General features: G+C 67.1%; 14 protein-coding genes and 1 pseudogene. 2 read left to right on the forward strand and 13 right to left on the reverse strand.

What is annotated here, in order from left to right; translation table 11 throughout:
* Positions 1 to 74: 74 nt before the first annotated feature.
* The 3 genes and pseudogenes from ACFO5K_RS26830 to ACFO5K_RS26840 form a co-directional block, all read right to left on the reverse strand.
* A complete protein-coding gene (locus tag ACFO5K_RS26830; RefSeq protein ID WP_378568641.1) occupies positions 75 to 1433 on the reverse strand; it encodes a flavin monoamine oxidase family protein in 1359 nt (452 codons plus the stop codon).
* Between the two features lie 42 nt (positions 1434 to 1475).
* Positions 1476 to 2171 carry a transporter gene (locus ACFO5K_RS26835; RefSeq protein ID WP_378568643.1) on the reverse strand — a complete coding sequence of 232 codons (696 nt, stop codon included), beginning with the start codon at positions 2169 to 2171 and terminating at the stop codon, positions 1476 to 1478.
* A gap of 332 nt (positions 2172 to 2503) precedes the next feature.
* A pseudogene (locus tag ACFO5K_RS26840) lies at positions 2504 to 3484 on the reverse strand (NAD(P)H-dependent flavin oxidoreductase).
* 76 nt (positions 3485 to 3560) lie between these two features.
* On the opposite strand from ACFO5K_RS26840, the gene ACFO5K_RS26845 reads away from it, so the two are divergent.
* Positions 3561 to 4031 (forward strand): MaoC family dehydratase, encoded by a 471-nt coding sequence (locus ACFO5K_RS26845; RefSeq protein ID WP_378568645.1) that lies wholly within the window; start codon positions 3561 to 3563, stop codon positions 4029 to 4031.
* A gap of 68 nt (positions 4032 to 4099) precedes the next feature.
* Here ACFO5K_RS26845 and ACFO5K_RS26850 read toward each other — a convergent pair whose 3' ends face one another.
* The 7 genes from ACFO5K_RS26850 to ACFO5K_RS26880 all read right to left on the reverse strand — a co-directional run bounded on the left by ACFO5K_RS26850 (position 4100) and on the right by ACFO5K_RS26880 (position 12515).
* Positions 4100 to 5398, reverse strand: a complete 1299-nt coding sequence (locus tag ACFO5K_RS26850) for an NAD(P)/FAD-dependent oxidoreductase (RefSeq protein WP_378568647.1) — start codon at positions 5396 to 5398, stop codon at positions 4100 to 4102.
* Between the two features lie 5 nt (positions 5399 to 5403).
* Positions 5404 to 5778: a 3-aminobutyryl-CoA ammonia lyase gene (kal, locus tag ACFO5K_RS26855; RefSeq protein WP_378568649.1), complete on the reverse strand. Its 375-nt coding sequence runs from the start codon at positions 5776 to 5778 to the stop codon at positions 5404 to 5406.
* The gene (locus ACFO5K_RS26860; RefSeq protein ID WP_378568651.1) at positions 5775 to 7433 is read right to left on the reverse strand and encodes a flavin-containing monooxygenase; all 1659 of its coding nucleotides are present in this window, start codon (positions 7431 to 7433) and stop codon (positions 5775 to 5777) included. Before ACFO5K_RS26860 ends, kal begins: the two co-directional genes overlap by 4 nt.
* Positions 7434 to 7502: 69 nt before the next feature.
* Entirely contained in the window at positions 7503 to 8960 is a 1458-nt protein-coding gene (locus tag ACFO5K_RS26865) for an aldehyde dehydrogenase family protein (protein ID WP_378568653.1), read from the reverse strand.
* 48 nt (positions 8961 to 9008) lie between these two features.
* Entirely contained in the window at positions 9009 to 10103 is a 1095-nt protein-coding gene (locus ACFO5K_RS26870; RefSeq protein ID WP_378568655.1) for a Zn-dependent alcohol dehydrogenase, read from the reverse strand.
* The gene (locus ACFO5K_RS26875) at positions 10100 to 10897 is read right to left on the reverse strand and encodes an enoyl-CoA hydratase/isomerase family protein (RefSeq protein WP_378568657.1); all 798 of its coding nucleotides are present in this window, start codon (positions 10895 to 10897) and stop codon (positions 10100 to 10102) included. Before ACFO5K_RS26875 ends, ACFO5K_RS26870 begins: the two co-directional genes overlap by 4 nt.
* A 10-nt stretch (positions 10898 to 10907) precedes the next feature.
* Positions 10908 to 12515, reverse strand: a complete 1608-nt coding sequence (locus tag ACFO5K_RS26880) for a class I adenylate-forming enzyme family protein (RefSeq protein WP_378568659.1) — start codon at positions 12513 to 12515, stop codon at positions 10908 to 10910.
* Positions 12516 to 12801: 286 nt separating this feature from the next.
* Between ACFO5K_RS26880 and ACFO5K_RS26885 the strand changes: the two genes are divergently transcribed.
* The gene (locus ACFO5K_RS26885) at positions 12802 to 13485 is read left to right on the forward strand and encodes a TetR/AcrR family transcriptional regulator (protein WP_378568661.1); all 684 of its coding nucleotides are present in this window, start codon (positions 12802 to 12804) and stop codon (positions 13483 to 13485) included.
* A gap of 65 nt (positions 13486 to 13550) precedes the next feature.
* Here the strand turns inward: ACFO5K_RS26885 and ACFO5K_RS26890 are convergent, their stop codons facing one another.
* Genes ACFO5K_RS26890 through ACFO5K_RS26900 form a run of 3 tightly spaced genes read right to left on the reverse strand, consistent with a single transcriptional unit; the run spans position 13551 to position 16322 of the window.
* On the reverse strand, positions 13551 to 14255 hold the full coding sequence (locus ACFO5K_RS26890) for a gamma-glutamyl-gamma-aminobutyrate hydrolase family protein (protein ID WP_378568663.1): 705 nt from the start codon (positions 14253 to 14255) through the stop codon (positions 13551 to 13553).
* A 56-nt stretch (positions 14256 to 14311) separates the two neighbouring features.
* A complete protein-coding gene (locus ACFO5K_RS26895) occupies positions 14312 to 15667 on the reverse strand; it encodes a glutamine synthetase family protein (protein WP_378568665.1) in 1356 nt (451 codons plus the stop codon).
* Entirely contained in the window at positions 15660 to 16322 is a 663-nt protein-coding gene (locus ACFO5K_RS26900) for a hypothetical protein (protein WP_378568667.1), read from the reverse strand. The genes ACFO5K_RS26895 and ACFO5K_RS26900 overlap by 8 nt, the downstream gene beginning before the upstream one ends.
* Between the last annotated feature and the right edge of the window lie 149 nt (positions 16323 to 16471).

Consider the following 16471-nt stretch of genomic DNA (forward strand, 5'->3'; position numbering starts at 1 on the left):
GATCTGCTCGTCGACCGACTCGACTCACCGGTCTCGCCCGCGACCATCGACCATTCACAGGCACCCGTTGACGTCTATCGCGACCTGCCGAGGCTCTCCAGCACCGCCCACGCCGAACGCTCCCCCGAGGCGGCCGCATCGGCGAGCGAGGGCACATCGAGCTGATAGTCGCCGGCGAGATAGATGTTGCCGAGCGGGTCGCGCAAGGTGGGTAGCGTCTTGCGCCTGCCGGGCGCCCAGAACGGCACGACTCTGCGGTGCCTGCGCAGGACGGGTTCCCCCAGTTTGCCTTCCAGTTCGGGCAGCACGCTGAGCAGGTCGTTCCGGAAGCGCGACACGATCTCCTCGTCAGGCAGGTCGAGCAGTGCGTCGGCCTTGCCGCCACCGGCGAAACAGGCCAGCGCCCCGCCCGGCTTCCGGTCGCCGCCGGTGCGCAGTGCCGCGGCGTGGTTGAACACCGCCTGGAACGACAACTGCGGCGCCGAGATCGCGAAGTATTTGTCCCATCGCTGCGGCCCGACCTCGTCGGTGAAGAAGCCGACCACCACGTAGCGGCCATAGGTGATGTCGTTGAACGCGTTGCGATACTGCTGTGGCAGGTCCGGGATGATCCGTTCGGTGATATCGGCGGGTGCGGTGACGATCGCGCGTTCGGCGCGCAACCGCTTGGGCTGATCTCCGGCGAGATAGTCGACGACCACACCGTCGCCATCGGGACGCACCGACCGCACGACCGAGTTCAGACGGATACGGGCGCCGAGATCCTCGGCCAGCACGTCGGTCAACGTCTGGTTACCACCTGCGGGCAGCGAGAAGTTCGGGACCTTCTCCGGGTCGGCGAGCGCGATGCCGACCGAATAGACGAACTGTGCCGCGGCCGTCTCGTCCGGATCGCAACCCATCCACTGTGCCGACCAGGACCGGACGATCGTGGCGGCCAGTTCCGAGCGGACGCCGTTGAGCAGGTAGGACGCCAGTCTGGACTCGAGCCGGGCACGCACCCGCTTGGCGAACCGGCTCTGGGATTCCAGGAACGGTGCGGCCGACAGGATGCGCGCACCGACGATGGCGAGCCCCAGTCGATCCATCATCGTCATCCGCGTACGGAACATCAGCGCCAACGGATTCGAGGTGTCGACCGTCGAACCGTTCAGGTGCAGCGCGATGCTCTTACCCGCGAGCGAGCCCATTTCGATGTTGTGCCGGTCGAGGGCGTCGATCAACGTGCCGGTGCCCTCGGTGAACTGCGTGCCGAGGTTGATCCAATAGTCGTCCTGCCGAATGGTGTCGACGCGTCCGCCCGTGCGGCCGGTCGATTCGAGGACTACCACCTCGGACTTCGGAGCCAGGGTCGTCGCGGCCGTCAAGCCCGCCATTCCGGCGCCGATGACGACAACCTCGGTGGTTTCTTCCTGCGGATTCTGCGTGGCCATTTCGGGCTCCCTACCTGTGGTTCTCGGGTAAAAGTCTGGTATTCACGCAGAGACCGGCGTGTCGCCGGTCACGGTCGGCGCGGCCATGCGCTTGTTGTACTCGGCGAATGCCCGGTAGGCGCGGTAGTAAGCGAACATCTGCAGACCCCACGTCGACAGGGCGAAGATGTAGAAGATCGTGTGCTCGGCGTCGTCACCGGGGATCTTGACGAAGTCGTAGGTCGCCGCGACCAGGAACCCGCACGCGGTCGCGATGGCAGCCCACACAGCGTGTCCACGCTCGCCGATCTGCCACAGCCGTTTGACGAAGTAGGCGAGGAAGACGGTGGTGAGCACGTTGGCGACGATGAAGAAGATCGCGGCAGGCAAGCCGATGGTGTCCTGGTATCCGAGCAGGAGCAGGCCGGCTACGCCCGCGAGGGCGAACGCGCCGATATCCACCGCCGCCGACGGCTTGTACCGGTGGGTCACCTGCATCAGCCCGAGAACCAGGATCAGCGTGATGCCGATCGACCGGGAGAAGGCGTCCAAATAGGCCGCGGCGGTGTACATCGGGCTGTCGTGGCCCGCTTTCAGCATGCCGTAGATCAGGAAATTCGTCCCCGATGTCGCGACGATGATCCACTCGATTCCGAGCAGGTAGTTCTTGTAGTTCCGGATGAATTTGATGCCGTAGGTGAAACCGACGGCAACCATCCAGATGTCCGCGACCGCGAAAAGCAGTTCCCTGATGGACATGATCTTCTCCTTGAAAGGGGACACCCGTCGGCCAGCGGCACGGGTTGTTCAGTGAGTACTGCCGAGCGATCGCAAACTGATGGTCGTGTCGCTTCGGCATCCAGGTCCGGCATCCGGCCAGCGAGCGGGATGCGCGCGCGTAGTCCCGACGCGGGTCGGGATGTGATGCCTGTCATAACGGTACCGCGAGTAAGTCATATGATCAAGGCAATTGACCCACTATTTCGCGTCACCCCGCTACAGAGGCGCTGAGCGACCGTCGCGGAACCGGTCCGAACGCAGAAACCGCCGAACCCGCGTGTGCGCGGTTTCGGCGGTTTCGGCGTGAGGTACTAGTGCGCGAGCTGGCGTGGCAGCGTGCCGGTGATGATCTGGCGCGCCTCGGCAAGGATGGCGTCGACCACTTCTCGGCAGCTGCTGATGTCATGGATCAAACCCTGCGCCCGGCCGGCCCACCACAGACCACCGTCGACATCGCCGTTGCCGTACACCTGCTCGCGGGCGCGAGCACCACTGGCCAGGTGGGCGATGTCGCCAAAGGTCGCACCGGGCTCGCTGGAGACCGCCGCGATCTCCTCCGACACCGCGTTGCGGGCCACCCGGGCCGAGTTGTGGAACTCGCGGAACACGATGACCGTGTCGCGTTCGCTGTTGCCCACGATCTGCCGCTTGACATTGTCATGGATGGGCGCCTCGGTGGTCGCCATGAAACGCGTGCCCATGTTCACCGCGCACGCGCCGAGCGCGAGGGCCGCCACCAGACCTGCGCCGGTGGCGATTCCGCCGCTGGCGATGATCGGAACGGACAACTCCCTGGCGGCGGCGGGGATCAGCACCAGGCCGGGGACATCGTCTTCACCGGGATGTCCCGCACATTCGAAGCCGTCGATGCTCACCGCGTCGACACCGAGCTGCTAGGCCTTGAGCGCGTGGCGAACAGCCACCGCCTTGTGGATCACCTTCACCCCCGCCGCCTTGAACGTGGGCAGGTGCGGCTGGGGGTTGCCGCCCGCGGTCTCCACGATGGTGATGCCGCTGTCGACGATTGCGTCGCGGTATTCGTCGTAGGGCACGGGGTCGATGGTCGGCAGGATCGTCAGGTTCACACCGAAGGGCTTGTCGGTGAGGTCGCGACAGCGGTTGACCTCCTTGACCAGCGCCTCGGGCGTGGGCTGGGTGAGAGCGGTGAGGAATCCGAGGGCACCGGCGTTGGCTACGGCGCCGATCAGATCGGCGGTGCCGACGGCGGTCATGCCGCCACAGACGAGGGGGTGCTCAATGCCGAACGTCTCGGTGAAGGTGTTGGTGAACATCTGCATCCTGACCTAATCATAGTCATTTGTCTGAGTCGTATGACTATGATGGTGAGTCAGGAGTCACCCTTTGTCAATGAGGAGCACACCAGTGACCACCAACGCGCTGTGGCTGGACGACATCGCCGTCGGAGATCGGTTCCGCACCGACACCTACGACCTCGGGGTCGATGCCATCGTCGACTTCGCCACCGCCTGGGACCCCCAACCGTCCCACCTCGGCGAGGACACCGCGAAGGAGACCTTTTTCCAGGGCCTGGCGGCCAGCGGCTGGCACACCGCCGCCATCACCATGCGCCTGTTGGTCACCACTGGACTGCCGTTGGCCACCGGTATCATCGGCGCTTCCATCGACCTGGCCTGGCCGACACCGACCCGGCCGGGGGACCGCCTGCACGTCGAACTCGAGGTGACCGACGTCCGAATTTCCCGGTCCGATCCTCGCCGCGGATTCATCACTGCGACCTACGACACGATCAACCAGCACGGCGAGATCCGTCAGCACACCACCGCACGGTTGCTGGCCTTCATCCGACCCTCACAGTGAACCGCACACAACGCGCCGGCCGTCTATGAAGAGTGCCTTCTTCTACGACCGGCGCGAACAAGGTGGTATCACTTCCAGAGTGCGGCCCAACGGTCGACGGTGCGGTCAGCGACCCAACCCATGTACAGCGCGGGGTTGCTGACGAAGCTGGGCCAGAACCGCTTGCCGCCGTGCCAGATCGCTTCGAGATCCTCGTGTCGAGGCGCACCGGTGACGTGGTCGGCCAGCATGTGTCCCACGTACTGCGCCTGGGCGAAGCCATGGCCGTTACAGGCCGCCGAGTAGAGCACGTTCTCGGATGCGGTGCCCGCGACCGGAAGCCACGTGGAGCTCATGCCGATCCAGCCGCCCCAGGCCGTCTCCGCTTTGATGTCGCGCAGACCGGGGAACCGGTCGTGGAAGCCACGGACGAGGTCCTCGGCAACGTGCGGCGCGGGGGTGCGCTCCGGCAGCGGGTTGCGACCCGTCTGCAGCCGGCGTGTACCGAAGGCGATGGTTCCGCCCGGGGTGACGCGGTAGCTCTCCAAGATCATGTGCAGGGTGACCAAGGGAGCGCGGCTGGTCCAGCCGATCTCGTCGAGCCGCTCCGGCGGGATCGGTTCGGTTTCGATCAGCGAGGTCCAGACCGGTGTCGCGAGGTGTTTCGGCGCGATGGACAGGCTGTTGCTCGCGGCGTTGGTGATCAGCAGCGCCTTGCGGGCTCTGACCTGGCCGTGCGGGGTCTCGACGGTGACCCGGTCGCCGGTGTCGACGACGTCGACCGCAGGCGTGGACTCGTAGACGCGCACACCGGCGGCGATCGTCGCGGCGCGCAGGCCGAAGGCGAACTTGCCGGGGTTGACGGTGCCGCCGACTCCTTCGCGGATACCACCGAGGAAGCCCTCCGGCAGACCCGCCTCGGGGCCTTCGACGAATTCGCCCGACGATCCGGCCGCGGCCAGGACCTTGGCGTTGCGGCGGGCATGGCGCAACTGCCCCTTCGACACCGCGGCCATCACGATGCCTTCTTGCTTGTAATCGCAGTCGATCGCGTGGTGCTCGATCGCGTCCTCGGTGAAATGCACCGCGTTCTCGGCGTAGCGGTACAGCTCGCGCAACCGCTCACGCTTCAGCAGGAAGCCCAGCAACTCGGGGTCGGCGGCGACCGAGTTCGTGATGTAGCCGGCGTTGCGGGAGGTGGCACCCCAGCCGAGGATCTTCGCCTCGAGCAGCACCACGTCCACGCCCTTCTCGGCGAGGCGAAGGGCCGCCGACATGCCGCCACCACCACCACCGATCACCACCACGTCGCAGTCGATGTCACCGGTGAGTGACGGTTCGACCGCGGTGGGACCGTCGGCCCAGCCGGTGTCGGTGATCAGTTCCATGGCGCCTACTCCGCTCCGTTCGCGGGGATGACCGCGGTGCCGCGAGCGCGCACCGCGACCAGGGGTGGATCCAGGACCTGCGCCCGGCCGGTGTCGTCGGAACCACGACAGATCACCCGGAGCTCGAAATCGACTGTGCGGCTTCGGTTCCCCTTCTTCACCAGGGCTGCCTCGGCCTCGACGACATCGCCGCCACGGACCGGGGCGAGGAATTCCACCGACGAGTAGCCGGCGAACAGACCCTCGTGGCCGTCCATTTCTATCGCCAGGTTGGTGCCGACATCGCCGAAGAGCTTCAAGGCGTAGGCACCGTCGACGAGGTTGCCGGCGTAGTGCGCGTCGGAGAAGGCCACATACCGCCGGTGAACTGCCTTGCTCATGCGATCTCCAGGTGAATCGGGCCGATCGTGCTCGACTGTGCTGCACCGTCGATCGCGACGCCGGGATAACCTCGCTTGGCGATCTCGGTGCACATCCGCCGGTATTTGCCGACGCCGCCCACGTAACCCATGAAGGTGTTGGGTTTACCCTCGATATTGGAGCCGCGGTACCAGGATTCGGTGGTGGCGAACAGTGTGGGGGCGACTGTCGCCTCGGTGATGTCCACCCACTCCTGCTCAGCCTCGGCGGTGGCTTCGATCACCGTGGCGCCCTGCTCACGGCCGTGCTCGATGAGGTCGGCGATCCAGTCGACGGCCTGTTCGATGGTCACCACCACGTTGCTCACCAGTGCGGGGCTCAGCGGGCCGCCGACCATGAAGAAGTTGGGGAAGTCCGCGGCCATGATCCCGAGGAACGAGCGGATGCCGTCGCTCCAGGCGTCCTGCAGCTTCCGGCCGGAGGCGCCGGTGAGGTTGAGACCGTACAGCGGACCGGTGAAGGCGTCGAAGCCGATGGCGAGGACGATGGCGTCGACCTCGTAGGCGCCCTTCGAGGTGACGATGGCGTTCGCGGTCATCGTCTCGATCGACTCGTCGCGCAGCGAAACCAGCGACACGTTCGGCCGGTTGTAGGTCTCGTAGTAGTCGGTGCCGAAGACGCTGCGCTTGGCGCCCAGCGGGTGGTATTTGGGCACGAGCAGCTCGGCGGTGGCCGGATCCTCGACGATCTCGCGGATCTTGTCGTGGATGAATTCCGAGGCGGTGCGGTTGGCTTCGGCGTCGATCATCAGGTCGGCGAACTCCGCGCCCACCCCCTGGAAACCGCTGCGCTCGTATGCCTGCTCGTAGCGCCGCTTGCGCTCGGAGTCGGAGACGTCGAAAGCATTGTCGGTGACGGGGCGGTCGGGGATGCCGCCGGGCGAGTGCCTGCATTCCTCACGGATCGCCGCGTACTCGTCCTTCACGGCACCGACTCGCTCCGGCGGGAGCACGGCGTTGCGGGCGGGCATCACGTAGTTCGGGGTGCGCTGGAAGACCGTGAGGTGTTCGGCGACCTCGGCGATCAACGGAATGGCCTGCACACCAGAGGATCCGGTGCCGATCACCGCGACGCGCTTGCCCGCGAGGTCGTCGAGCGGGATGTTCCACCGGCTGGTCGACACCTGCAGGCCGGTGAAGTTCGACAGACCCGGCACGTCGAAATCCTTCGGCGTGGACAGGCCTCCCGCACCCGAGATCAGATAGCGGCTGCGCCGGACCTCGCCGTTGTCGAGCTGCACCTCCCACAGCCGATCGACGGCGTTCCAGGTCGAGGCCACCACCCGGGTGTTGAAGGTGAAGTGCTTGCGCAGGTCGAAACGGTCGGCGACATGCTCGATGTAGCTGAGGATCTCGGCCTGCGGGGCGAACCGCTGACTCCATGTCCACTCCTGCTGGAGTGCCTCGTCGAACGAGTACGAGTAGTAGATGCTCTCGACGTCACAGCGTGCGCCCGGATAGGTGTTCCAGAACCAGGTGCCGCCGACGCTGGGTCCGGCCTCGAAGCCGGCGAAGGTCCAGCCTGCTGTCGTCAGCCGGTGCGAGAGGTAGAGACCGGTGAAGCCGGCGCCGACGCCGATGACGTCGACGATCTCTGAGGTAGGGGTGGAGTTCATGGCAGGAGCCGCTTTCCTTAGTGGTACCGGGCACATTCAAGGGGTGGGGCGGAAGTAGTTCCGCGATCGCTACATCGGCAGGTCGGGTGAATCGACGCCGACCACGCGGTCGCCGCAGAACACCCGGACGGACTCACCGGGGGCGTGACCGCCGATTCCCGAAGTGCCCCAGAAGCTTTGAGCGGAACCGTCGGCCAGGTCGGCGACCTTGGCGCCGTTCACCCGCACCTCGCCCGACAGGATTCGCGAACCGACCTCGATGGCGCGGTCCAGGTCGCCGCCGAACACGTAGGCGTCCAGACCCGACGGGTTGGCGTTGGCCACGCGCAGCGCCTCCTCGTCGGATTCCACGGCGTGCAGGCTGATGAGCGGGCCGAACAGTTCGGCGGTCGCCAGCGACGCGTCGACACCGGTAGCGACGGTGGGCGACAGGAAGAAGCCGTCCGGGCCGGGGAGCTTCGCGGGCTGGTGGATGGTCGCGCCGTTGCCCCGCAGCCCTTCGATCCGGCTCTGCAATGTCGCGAAGTGCGGGGCGTTCGAGATGGGGCCGAGTTCGGTGCTCTCGTCGAGCGAGTTCCCGATCTCGATGTGGGCGATCCGGTCGAGCAGCGCCTCGAGCAGCGGTTCGACCAGGCCCTTGTGTGCCAGCACCTTGCCGGGGCCCTCACACCACTGCCCGTTGAGTTTGGTCATCCCCGCGAGGATGCCGTCGGCGGCCACATCGATATCGGCGTCGTCGAGCACCAGGGCCGGGTTGTTTCCACCGAGTTCGAGCTGGAGCACCTTGAAGTCCTCGGCCGCCGCGCGGGCGATCGCCCGGCCTGCGTTCGGGCCGCCGGTGAACGAGACGATCTTCACGCGGGGGTCACCGGTGACAGCCGCGCCCACGTCACCCGCACCGTGCAGCAACTGCAACGCACCGGCGGGCAGACCGGCCCTGACGAAGCTCTCGACGATGATCTGGGCGCTGCTCGGCGCGTGTTCGGACGGCTTGAGGATCACCGGGCAGCCGGCGGCGATCGCACTCACCATTTTCGCGGCCGGAATGAAACTCGGGCCGTTCCACGGGGTGAGAATGGCGGCGGGACCCCACGGGACCTTGTACAGCCGCACGTCACGGCCATCGGCCGCCAGCGTGGTACGGCGTGGGATGGTGCACAGTTCCGCCGCCGCGGCACGGATCCGGTAGGGCAGGAACTGCGCGACCATCCGGGCCTTGGCTATCGGGACCCCGCTGGTGAGGGCATCGGTGCGGGCGATTTCCTCGATACGGGACTCGACGATGTCGGCGGCGCGCTCGATGACTTCGGCGCGTTCCTCGCTCGCCGCGTCGTCCCAGCGTTCGAAACCGTAGGACTGCTCGGCGTGGCGCAGAGCGCGTTCCACGTCTTCGGGGGTGGTGGTGACCGCGCGGTGCACCGGCCGGCCGGTGTTGGGGTCGAGGTTCCAGGCGTCGGGGGTCGTCGCGCACTCGGACCAGTCGTCGGCGATGTAGTTGATGGGTTGGGGCAGTTGCGGATCAGACACCTCGGGCTCCTTCGGGGCTCCGGCGGTAACGGCTCGGGCGGTAACGGCTCACACGGTGAGGTCGGCGACGATGCGGGTGACCTCGCCGGACTTCATCGCCTCGAAGCCCTTGCCGATGTCGTGGAACGGAATGACATCGCTGACCATCTCGTCGAGCAGCAGACGCCCCTGCTGGTACAGGCGGGCGAACTGGGCGATGTCCTCCTGCGCCTGGCCCGACCCCATGTAGGAACCGATGAGACGCTTCTCGCTGAAGAAGAAGTTCCAGGCGGGCAGCTTCAGATCGGTGCCGTCGGGGGCGATACCGACCAGGCACGCGGTGCCGGTGGGGCGCAGCACCTCCAGTGCGGTGGCCGCGGTCCGCGCGCTACCGACGGCCTCGAACGAGTAGTCCACGCCGTCGCCGAGCAAGTTCTGGATCTCGGCGGCCACATCGGCCGCGCCGTTCACGACGTGCGTGGCACCGTAGGTCTTGGCGGCGGCCAGTCGGGCGTCGTCGAGGTCGACGGCGACGATCGCCGAGGCGCCGGCCAACCGCGCACCCTGGATGATGGCCGAACCCACACCGCCGCAACCGATCACGGCGACGGTGGCGCCGGGCCGCACCTCGGCACCGCGGAACACGGCGCCGACGCCGGTGATGATGCAGCACGAGAGCAGGCAGCCCACGTGCAGACCCACTTCGTCGGCGACCTTGACCAGCGAGTTCTCCCGCATCAGGGTGTGGCGGGAGAACGCGCCGACATCACCGAGCCGGTGTACGACCTGGCCGCTGGGTAGCTGGAAGGCGGGCCGTGGTCGCCGCCGGATCTCGGCGGTGCGCAGGCACTGAGTCGAGTGCCCGACCTGGCAGTTGCGGCACGATCCGCACGAGGGCGTCAGCGCACCGACCACCCGGTCGCCGGGGCGCAAGGTGGTCACCCCGGAGCCGACCGACTCGACCACACCGGCTACCTCGTGGCCGACCACCACGGGCAGGTCGGCGCCGACGGTTCCGGTCATGTAGTGCAGGTCGCTGTGGCACAGACCGACATTCGAGACTGCGAGACGGATCTCGCCGGGCTCCGGGTCGTCGACCAGGATCTCGGTGAACTCCAGCGGTTCGTCGACCGCCGTGAGGACAGCTGCTTCGGTGGTGATCATGATCGGCTCCGATCTCGGTTGCTCTGCGCGGACGCCGGGGACGCCGCGTTCTTCGATGTCCAAAAGCCCTCGATGCCCGCGCTGAAGGCGCCCGACTCCCAGGCCTGGCGGGCGGCGTCGTCCTCGCGGGCGAACGCGGCCTCGATCTCGGCGGGCAGCGGACGCAGCAAACCGAGGTGCAGTGCGGTGATGCGGGGATCGGAGTTCCACTGCCGGACCACCTCGACGGCTCGGCCGATCAGCGTCTCCGGGGCGACGATCTCGTCTAGCAGCCCGATGCGCAGCGCCTCCTCGGCGCCGACCCGCGGCGAACCGAGGACGACGCGCATCGCGTGGTTGCGGACCAGCCTGCCCATCAGGAAGCTCGAGGCGTTGGAGATGATGATGCCGCGGTGGTTCTCCGGCTGGAAATACTCAGCGGCTGTGCTGCCGATTCGCCCGTCGCAGGACAGCGTGATCTCCGAGGCGCCGCCGACGGCGATCCCGTTCACGGCCGCGATCACCGGGATCTTCGTCTCGATGATCGCGCGGGTGATGTCGTGGAAGGTGCCGACAGCCTCGCGAATCTCGTCGTAGGTGGACGGAACCGCCTGCAGGTCCTCACCTGCGGAAAATGCCCGACCGGTGCCGGTGAGCACGATCCCGCGCACCAGATCACCGGTGCCGAGATCGCGGATGGCCCGCGCCAGCAGCACCCGTGTGGCCACATCGAGCACGTTCAGCTTGGCCGGGCGGTTCAGCGTGAGCACCGCGACGTCGTCGTCGATGCGTATATCGAGATAGTTGTCGGTCATGTCCGGCTCCTCAGTCGCGCGGTGGTTGCAGGTCGTAGGTGGTGCCGGGGTTTTCGGTGGCACGCGCTTTCAGCGCGGGTTTGGACACCCGCTCGGACGGGGTGCGCGGGAAGTCGGCGACGAATTCCACGTAGCGCGGAAGCTTGAAGCGCGCCAACTGGATTCGGACGTTGTCGAGGATGCGCTGCGCAGCCTCGCGGTCCTCCCCCACGCCGGGGGCCAGTTGCACGAAGGCCTTGACCTCCTCGCCGAACAGTTCGTCCGGCACCCCGACGACCGCGGCCGCCACGACCGCATCGTCGCGTTCCAGGGCACGTTCGACCTCGGCGCCGGCGATGTTCTCCCCGCCGCGGCGGACCATGTCCTTGATCCGGCCGACCAGGCGGTAGCTGCCCGCCTCACCGACGGCGACATCGCCGGTGTGCAGCCAGCCGTCGCGCAGGGTCTGGGCGGTTTCCTCGGGCCGGTTCCAGTAGCCGAGCATCATCGGCTTGCCCGAGGTGATCAGCTCGCCGGCCTCACCCGCACCGACCTCGCGGCCCTGCGGGTCCACGATGCGGACCTGCTTGGTCGGCACCGGGCGACCCAGCCGCCCACTGCCGACATCCTCGGCACTTTCCGGCAGGCTGACCAGGTCGACGCCGCTCTCGGTCATCCCGAAGATCTCCCGCCACGGTGCGCCCCAGCGCTGTTCGAGCTCCGCGTGCAGCGCGACGGGGATGGCCGAGCACAGCACGATGCGCAGGTCGTTGTCGCGGTCGTGCGGGGTGGGTGGCTGCTTGAACAGCAGAGTCGGCATCGAACCGAGCACGTAGGCGAAGGTGGCCCGGTGCTTGCGGACATCGGCCATGAATCCGGACGCGGAGAACCGGGGTAGCACCACCAGCGGTGCCCCGATCGTGAGGCACAGCGCGGTGTTCCACTGCGGGTCCATGTAGGAGAACGGCTGAGAGGTGAGCGCCACGTCGTCGGCACCGAGGCCGGTGGCATTCGCGCACACCCAGCCGAGCCGGGTCCAGTAGTCGTGGGTCAGCATGCACGCCTTGGGGAATCCTGTTGTGCCCGAGGTGTATTGGAGGTTCGCGAGCGTCTCGCCGGTGACCTCGACCGCGGGCCGGTCCGCCGGGTAGGCCGCGAGCTCGGCGGGTGATGCGGCGTCGACGATCCGGACGTCAGCCAGTTCGCTGTTCGCGGCGCGCACCTCCTCGACCAGTGCGGTGTGCTCGGCGTCGGTGAAGATCACTCGCGCGCCGGAATCCTGGAGCACGAACTCGAGATCGGCCCGTTGATACGACGAATTCACCGGAACCGTCACCGCGCCCGCTTTGAGGACCGTCAGCCAGGCGATCGGCCACTGCACCACGTTGGGCAGCATGATCGCGACTCGGTCACCCGGGCGCACAGCGTCGTCGGTGACCAGTCGCCGGGCCAGTCGCGAGGTCCAGTCATCGACCTCGGCGAAGGTCCAGGACCCGTCGGCGAAGCGGAGGAATTCGCGATCGGGCGAGCGGACGGCCTGGTCGGCCAGGAGACCGATGAGGGTGCCGATCGGGGGATCCACGGTCAGCCGTTCGAGCGCGATCGCGCGTTCCGGGTGGACCGATTCGACTTTGGTCATGTCGTCCTCTTCGCGGGTAGCAGGTGGTAGGTCATCGATCGACCTGCAGTCGCCGGGCTGCGGTCGGCGCGGCTCGCACGCCGCCATGGGATGGTTCTCGAAGGGCCCGGTTCGCCAGGAAATGTGAGGCCTGCCATAACGGTAGCGGTAGTGGGTCATTTGATCAAGCCGTATGACTAACTACTTGGAACGCGCCCGTCCCGGTACGTACTGGATGCGCAGCTCAGGCTGGTAATGTCAGACTTGACTTGATCACTCGTTCAAATCTGATTCGAAGGAGTTGCGCATGGCTCGCATACCTGCCGCCGAACGTCGCGCCGAGCTGGTGGCCGCGGCCGTGCGTGTGATCGCCGCCCACGGGGTGGACGGTGCGACCACGCGCCGCATCGCCGAGGAGGCGAATGCGCCACTGGCCACGCTGCACTACTGCTTCGCCACCAAAGAGGTGCTGTTCGGGGCGGTGTTCGAATACCTCGCCGGCGAGTATCGTGACGTGCTCGTCCGCAACGACGTCCACAGCGACGTGCAGACCACCGCACGGGCACTGCTACGCGGCCTGATGGAGTGGTATCTGGAGAATCCGGCCTTCGGCGCGACGATCATCGAGCTGATCAGCTGGGGTCAGCGGGAGGGCACGCAGGCCAAGGTCGTGTACAACTCGGCGTTCGACACCATGCGCACGATCCTCGGCGCTCCGATGACCGCGGCGGGCCGACCGGTTCCCCCGGACACCATCGACCGGTTGATCTACATCGTGGCCGCCCTGTCCGACGGCTTCGCGCTCAACTGGCTGGTCTTCACCGACGTGGCCGCGGCGAAGGCCCAGATGGAGATCACCCTCGGCGTGCTCGACGCGTGGATAGCGGCCAATCTCGGCGGCGACACCGCAGAAACGCCCCCGGTCGAGACACCCGAGAGCACGCCCGAGCCGGATATGCGGTCGCTGGTGTCCTGGGTAAGCGTCGACTGAACACCACGCCGAAGCCACTGTGGCCGCCGCCGGAAAGGTAGCGGCCACAGTATTTTTCGCTTCGCTCAGCTCCGCTCGCCCGCCGCGTCGACGAGCCAGCGCAGCGCGCCGTCCTCGGCGGTCATCCACTCGGGATGCCACTGCACGCCGAGCACGGCGGCACCGGGCAGCTCGACCGACTCGGCGACACCGTCGTCGGTGCGACCGGTGATCACCAAGCCGTCACCACACACATCGATCGCCTGGTGATGCCACGAGTTGGTCATCAGCCGATCACCGAACACCTTCTGTGCCGTCGTGCCCGCATCGAAGGTGACGACGTGCTCGGGGTCGCCGTCCGACAGCGGACCCACCGCCATGAGGTGCTCGATCGACCCGACCTGCAGGTCGGGAACCAGCGTGCCGCCGAGGGTCACGTTGAGCACCTGCATGCCGCGGCACACGCCGAGCAGCGGGATCTGTCGTTCCAGTGCCACCCTGGTCAGCGCGATCTCGAACTCGTCGCGACTGCGATCGTGGACCGAGGGGTCGACGACCGGATCGATGCCGCTGAGCACCGACTCGTCCCCACCCCAGCAGCTCGGATGCATGTCCTGACCGCCGGTGATCAGCACACCGGACAACCAGTCGCCCAACGCCACCGGATCGGCGTCGTAGGGCAGCATCACCGGCACGCCACCCGCGCGGCTGATCCGGTCGGCGAAGTCGGAGATGAAACTGTCGGTGAGGCGATGGCCGTACCCCGGGTGCGAGCCCTTGACCAGCTCCATCCGGAACCGACGCCCGGTCAGGCCGATCAGGGGCTTACGCCGGTTCGCGCCCGCGATCACGGGAACTCGAAGTAGCGCGTGGACTCCCACTCCGACAGCTCGGCGAACGGATCACCGCCGGTGGTGTGGAACTGCATCCATTCCCACCGCCGCGTGCCGACCCAGTAGTCGACGAACTCGTCACCGAGCTGTTCGCGCAGGATCAGGTCCGATTCGAGTGCGTCGGCCGCCTTGGTGATGGTGTCGGGCAGCCGTTCGAGATCGGGCGCGCACCACGCCATATCGCTGATCGGGTCGGCTGGTTCCAGCTTGCCGTCGATCCCGGCGATCACCCCGGCCAGAATCGTCGCCACCGCGAGGTAGAGGTTGGCGTCGGCACCGGGAACGCGGTACTCGAGGCGGGAGTAGGCGGGGTGCCCGACGACCGCGCGCACCGCGGTGGTCTTGTTGGCGATGCCCCAGGTCACCGTGGTCGGCGGGCCGCTCAGGTCGACGAGGCGGCGGAACGAAGTGATCTGCGGGAGCATGACCGAGGTCGCCCCGCGCATCGTGGCGAGCAACCCGGCGACGGCGTGCCGCATGGTGTCCGATGGCCCGTCGGGCGCGTAGAAGGCGTTGCCCCCGTCGCGCTGCAAGGACAGGTTCACATGGGAGGCCTGGCCGTAGCCCGCAGTGGGCTTGGCCATGAAGGTCACGGTGTGACCGAGTTCGAAGGCCACCTCGCGCATCACCTGCCGGGTCCGAGCCCAGTTGTCGCACACAGAGATCGGGTCGGCAGGGATGAGATTGAGCTCGACCTGACCGGCCGCGTCCTCGTCGCTCCACGCCTCCCACTCGATGCCGATCTGCTCGAGTCGCCGCACCACGGCCGACATGTAGTCGACCCAGTCCTTGGACTTCGCCAGGTTGTAGGCGGTGCCCGCCGACCCGCCGAGCGGGGTGAGATCGCGATACCCCTTCGCCCTGGCCTCGTGCACCGACTCCTGGAACAGGGTGGCTTCGATCTCGACCGCGATGGTCGCGGTGAACCCACGCGTGGCGAGCCGATCGACCATCATACGAGCGAGATTGCGCGGGCAGGTACCGATCGGGGTGCCGTCGGCCTGCCAGTAGTCGCCGATCACCGACTGCACACCGGGCGCCCACCGCACCAGCGTCGACATGTCCGGCCGGAACTGCAGGTCGGCGAGATGACCACGCCAGGCGGGGTAGGCGAAACCCAGGGTCGGCGCGTTGCCGAGGTCGAGACCGAAGAGCAGATCGGCCATCGCGAAGCCCGAATCCGCGCACGCGGTGAATTTCGCGGGCGAGATGTTCTTGCCGTGGAAGGAGCCGTCATGATTGGTCGATTCGATCCGGACGGTGTGCACGTCAGGCTCGAGCCTCGTTGCGGTGGTAGAGATTTCAGACATCGTAACGAACCTTCCAGGAAGCTGCGACCAGCACGGACAGCTGCGTGAGCGTGCCACGCACACCCATGAGGCCGGTGGACAAGGCGGCGAGCAGATCGACCGCACCGGTGAAGACGGCCGCCAGCAGATCCGGCGGGCCCGCGATGACGTAGTGAGTCTGCCCCTCCCCCACGACAACCTGGTCGATACCGTCGGGGCCCTCGACGACGGCGACCAGCACGTCCGGGATTCCAGGGACGGACCTGGCCTTTTCCCAGAAGCTCGCCGCGGCGGTCTTCCAGTCCGGCATCGGTGGCGACAGCAGCGCCACGGCGATGCCGATGAGCTCGGGCGAGCCGGCAGGCTCGCCGACCGGGGTGAGGGACTGGTTCAGGTCGACGGTCACGTCGAGGTCGGGCTCGACGAACACCCCGCCCGAGACCGCGACGGCACCGTCGGCGAGGGTGATCGTCGCGGCCTGCGGTGTGTCGTGGGAGCGGATCGCGATCGCCCCGGAAACACCTGCGGGCACCAGCGAGCTGTCGGCGCGCAGCGAATCGGTGACGGTCCGGGCGATGAGCCGGACGATCGGACTCGCGTCGTCCTCGATCCGGATGTCGACCCCGCCGACCGCGTCGGCCCCGCGCGTCGCGGGACCGATCGTCGTTTCGGTCATCATGTTGTCCTTTCGATTCGACGAGATCGTGTGCGCGGTACACCGTCGACAGCGGATCCCAAATGGAACGTGAACTCATAGTCAGATGTCTGGGTCACGTGACTATGATGGTGAGGCACAGATCACTACTTGTCAACGACCAGCGAGGT

Source organism: Nocardia halotolerans, assembly GCF_042650145.1.
In the GTDB taxonomy this organism is placed as follows: domain Bacteria; phylum Actinomycetota; class Actinomycetes; order Mycobacteriales; family Mycobacteriaceae; genus Nocardia; species Nocardia halotolerans.

Excerpts from the sequence above, each read along its gene's own strand:
- ACFO5K_RS26845 (WP_378568645.1), top strand. The coding sequence starts at position 3,561 with ATGAGGAGCACACCAGTGACCACCAACGCGCTGTGGCTGGACGACATC.
- ACFO5K_RS26885 (WP_378568661.1), top strand. The coding sequence starts at position 12,802 with ATGGCTCGCATACCTGCCGCCGAACGTCGCGCCGAGCTGGTGGCCGCG.
- ACFO5K_RS26890 (WP_378568663.1), bottom strand. The coding sequence starts at position 14,255 with ATGGAGCTGGTCAAGGGCTCGCACCCGGGGTACGGCCATCGCCTCACC.
- ACFO5K_RS26835 (WP_378568643.1), bottom strand. The coding sequence starts at position 2,171 with ATGTCCATCAGGGAACTGCTTTTCGCGGTCGCGGACATCTGGATGGTT.
- ACFO5K_RS26895 (WP_378568665.1), bottom strand. The coding sequence starts at position 15,667 with ATGTCTGAAATCTCTACCACCGCAACGAGGCTCGAGCCTGACGTGCAC.
- ACFO5K_RS26830 (WP_378568641.1), bottom strand. The coding sequence starts at position 1,433 with ATGGCCACGCAGAATCCGCAGGAAGAAACCACCGAGGTTGTCGTCATC.
- ACFO5K_RS26860 (WP_378568651.1), bottom strand. The coding sequence starts at position 7,433 with ATGAACTCCACCCCTACCTCAGAGATCGTCGACGTCATCGGCGTCGGC.
- ACFO5K_RS26850 (WP_378568647.1), bottom strand. The coding sequence starts at position 5,398 with ATGGAACTGATCACCGACACCGGCTGGGCCGACGGTCCCACCGCGGTC.
- kal (WP_378568649.1), bottom strand. The coding sequence starts at position 5,778 with ATGAGCAAGGCAGTTCACCGGCGGTATGTGGCCTTCTCCGACGCGCAC.
- ACFO5K_RS26870 (WP_378568655.1), bottom strand. The coding sequence starts at position 10,103 with ATGATCACCACCGAAGCAGCTGTCCTCACGGCGGTCGACGAACCGCTG.
- ACFO5K_RS26880 (WP_378568659.1), bottom strand. The coding sequence starts at position 12,515 with ATGACCAAAGTCGAATCGGTCCACCCGGAACGCGCGATCGCGCTCGAA.
- ACFO5K_RS26900 (WP_378568667.1), bottom strand. The coding sequence starts at position 16,322 with ATGACCGAAACGACGATCGGTCCCGCGACGCGCGGGGCCGACGCGGTC.
- ACFO5K_RS26875 (WP_378568657.1), bottom strand. The coding sequence starts at position 10,897 with ATGACCGACAACTATCTCGATATACGCATCGACGACGACGTCGCGGTG.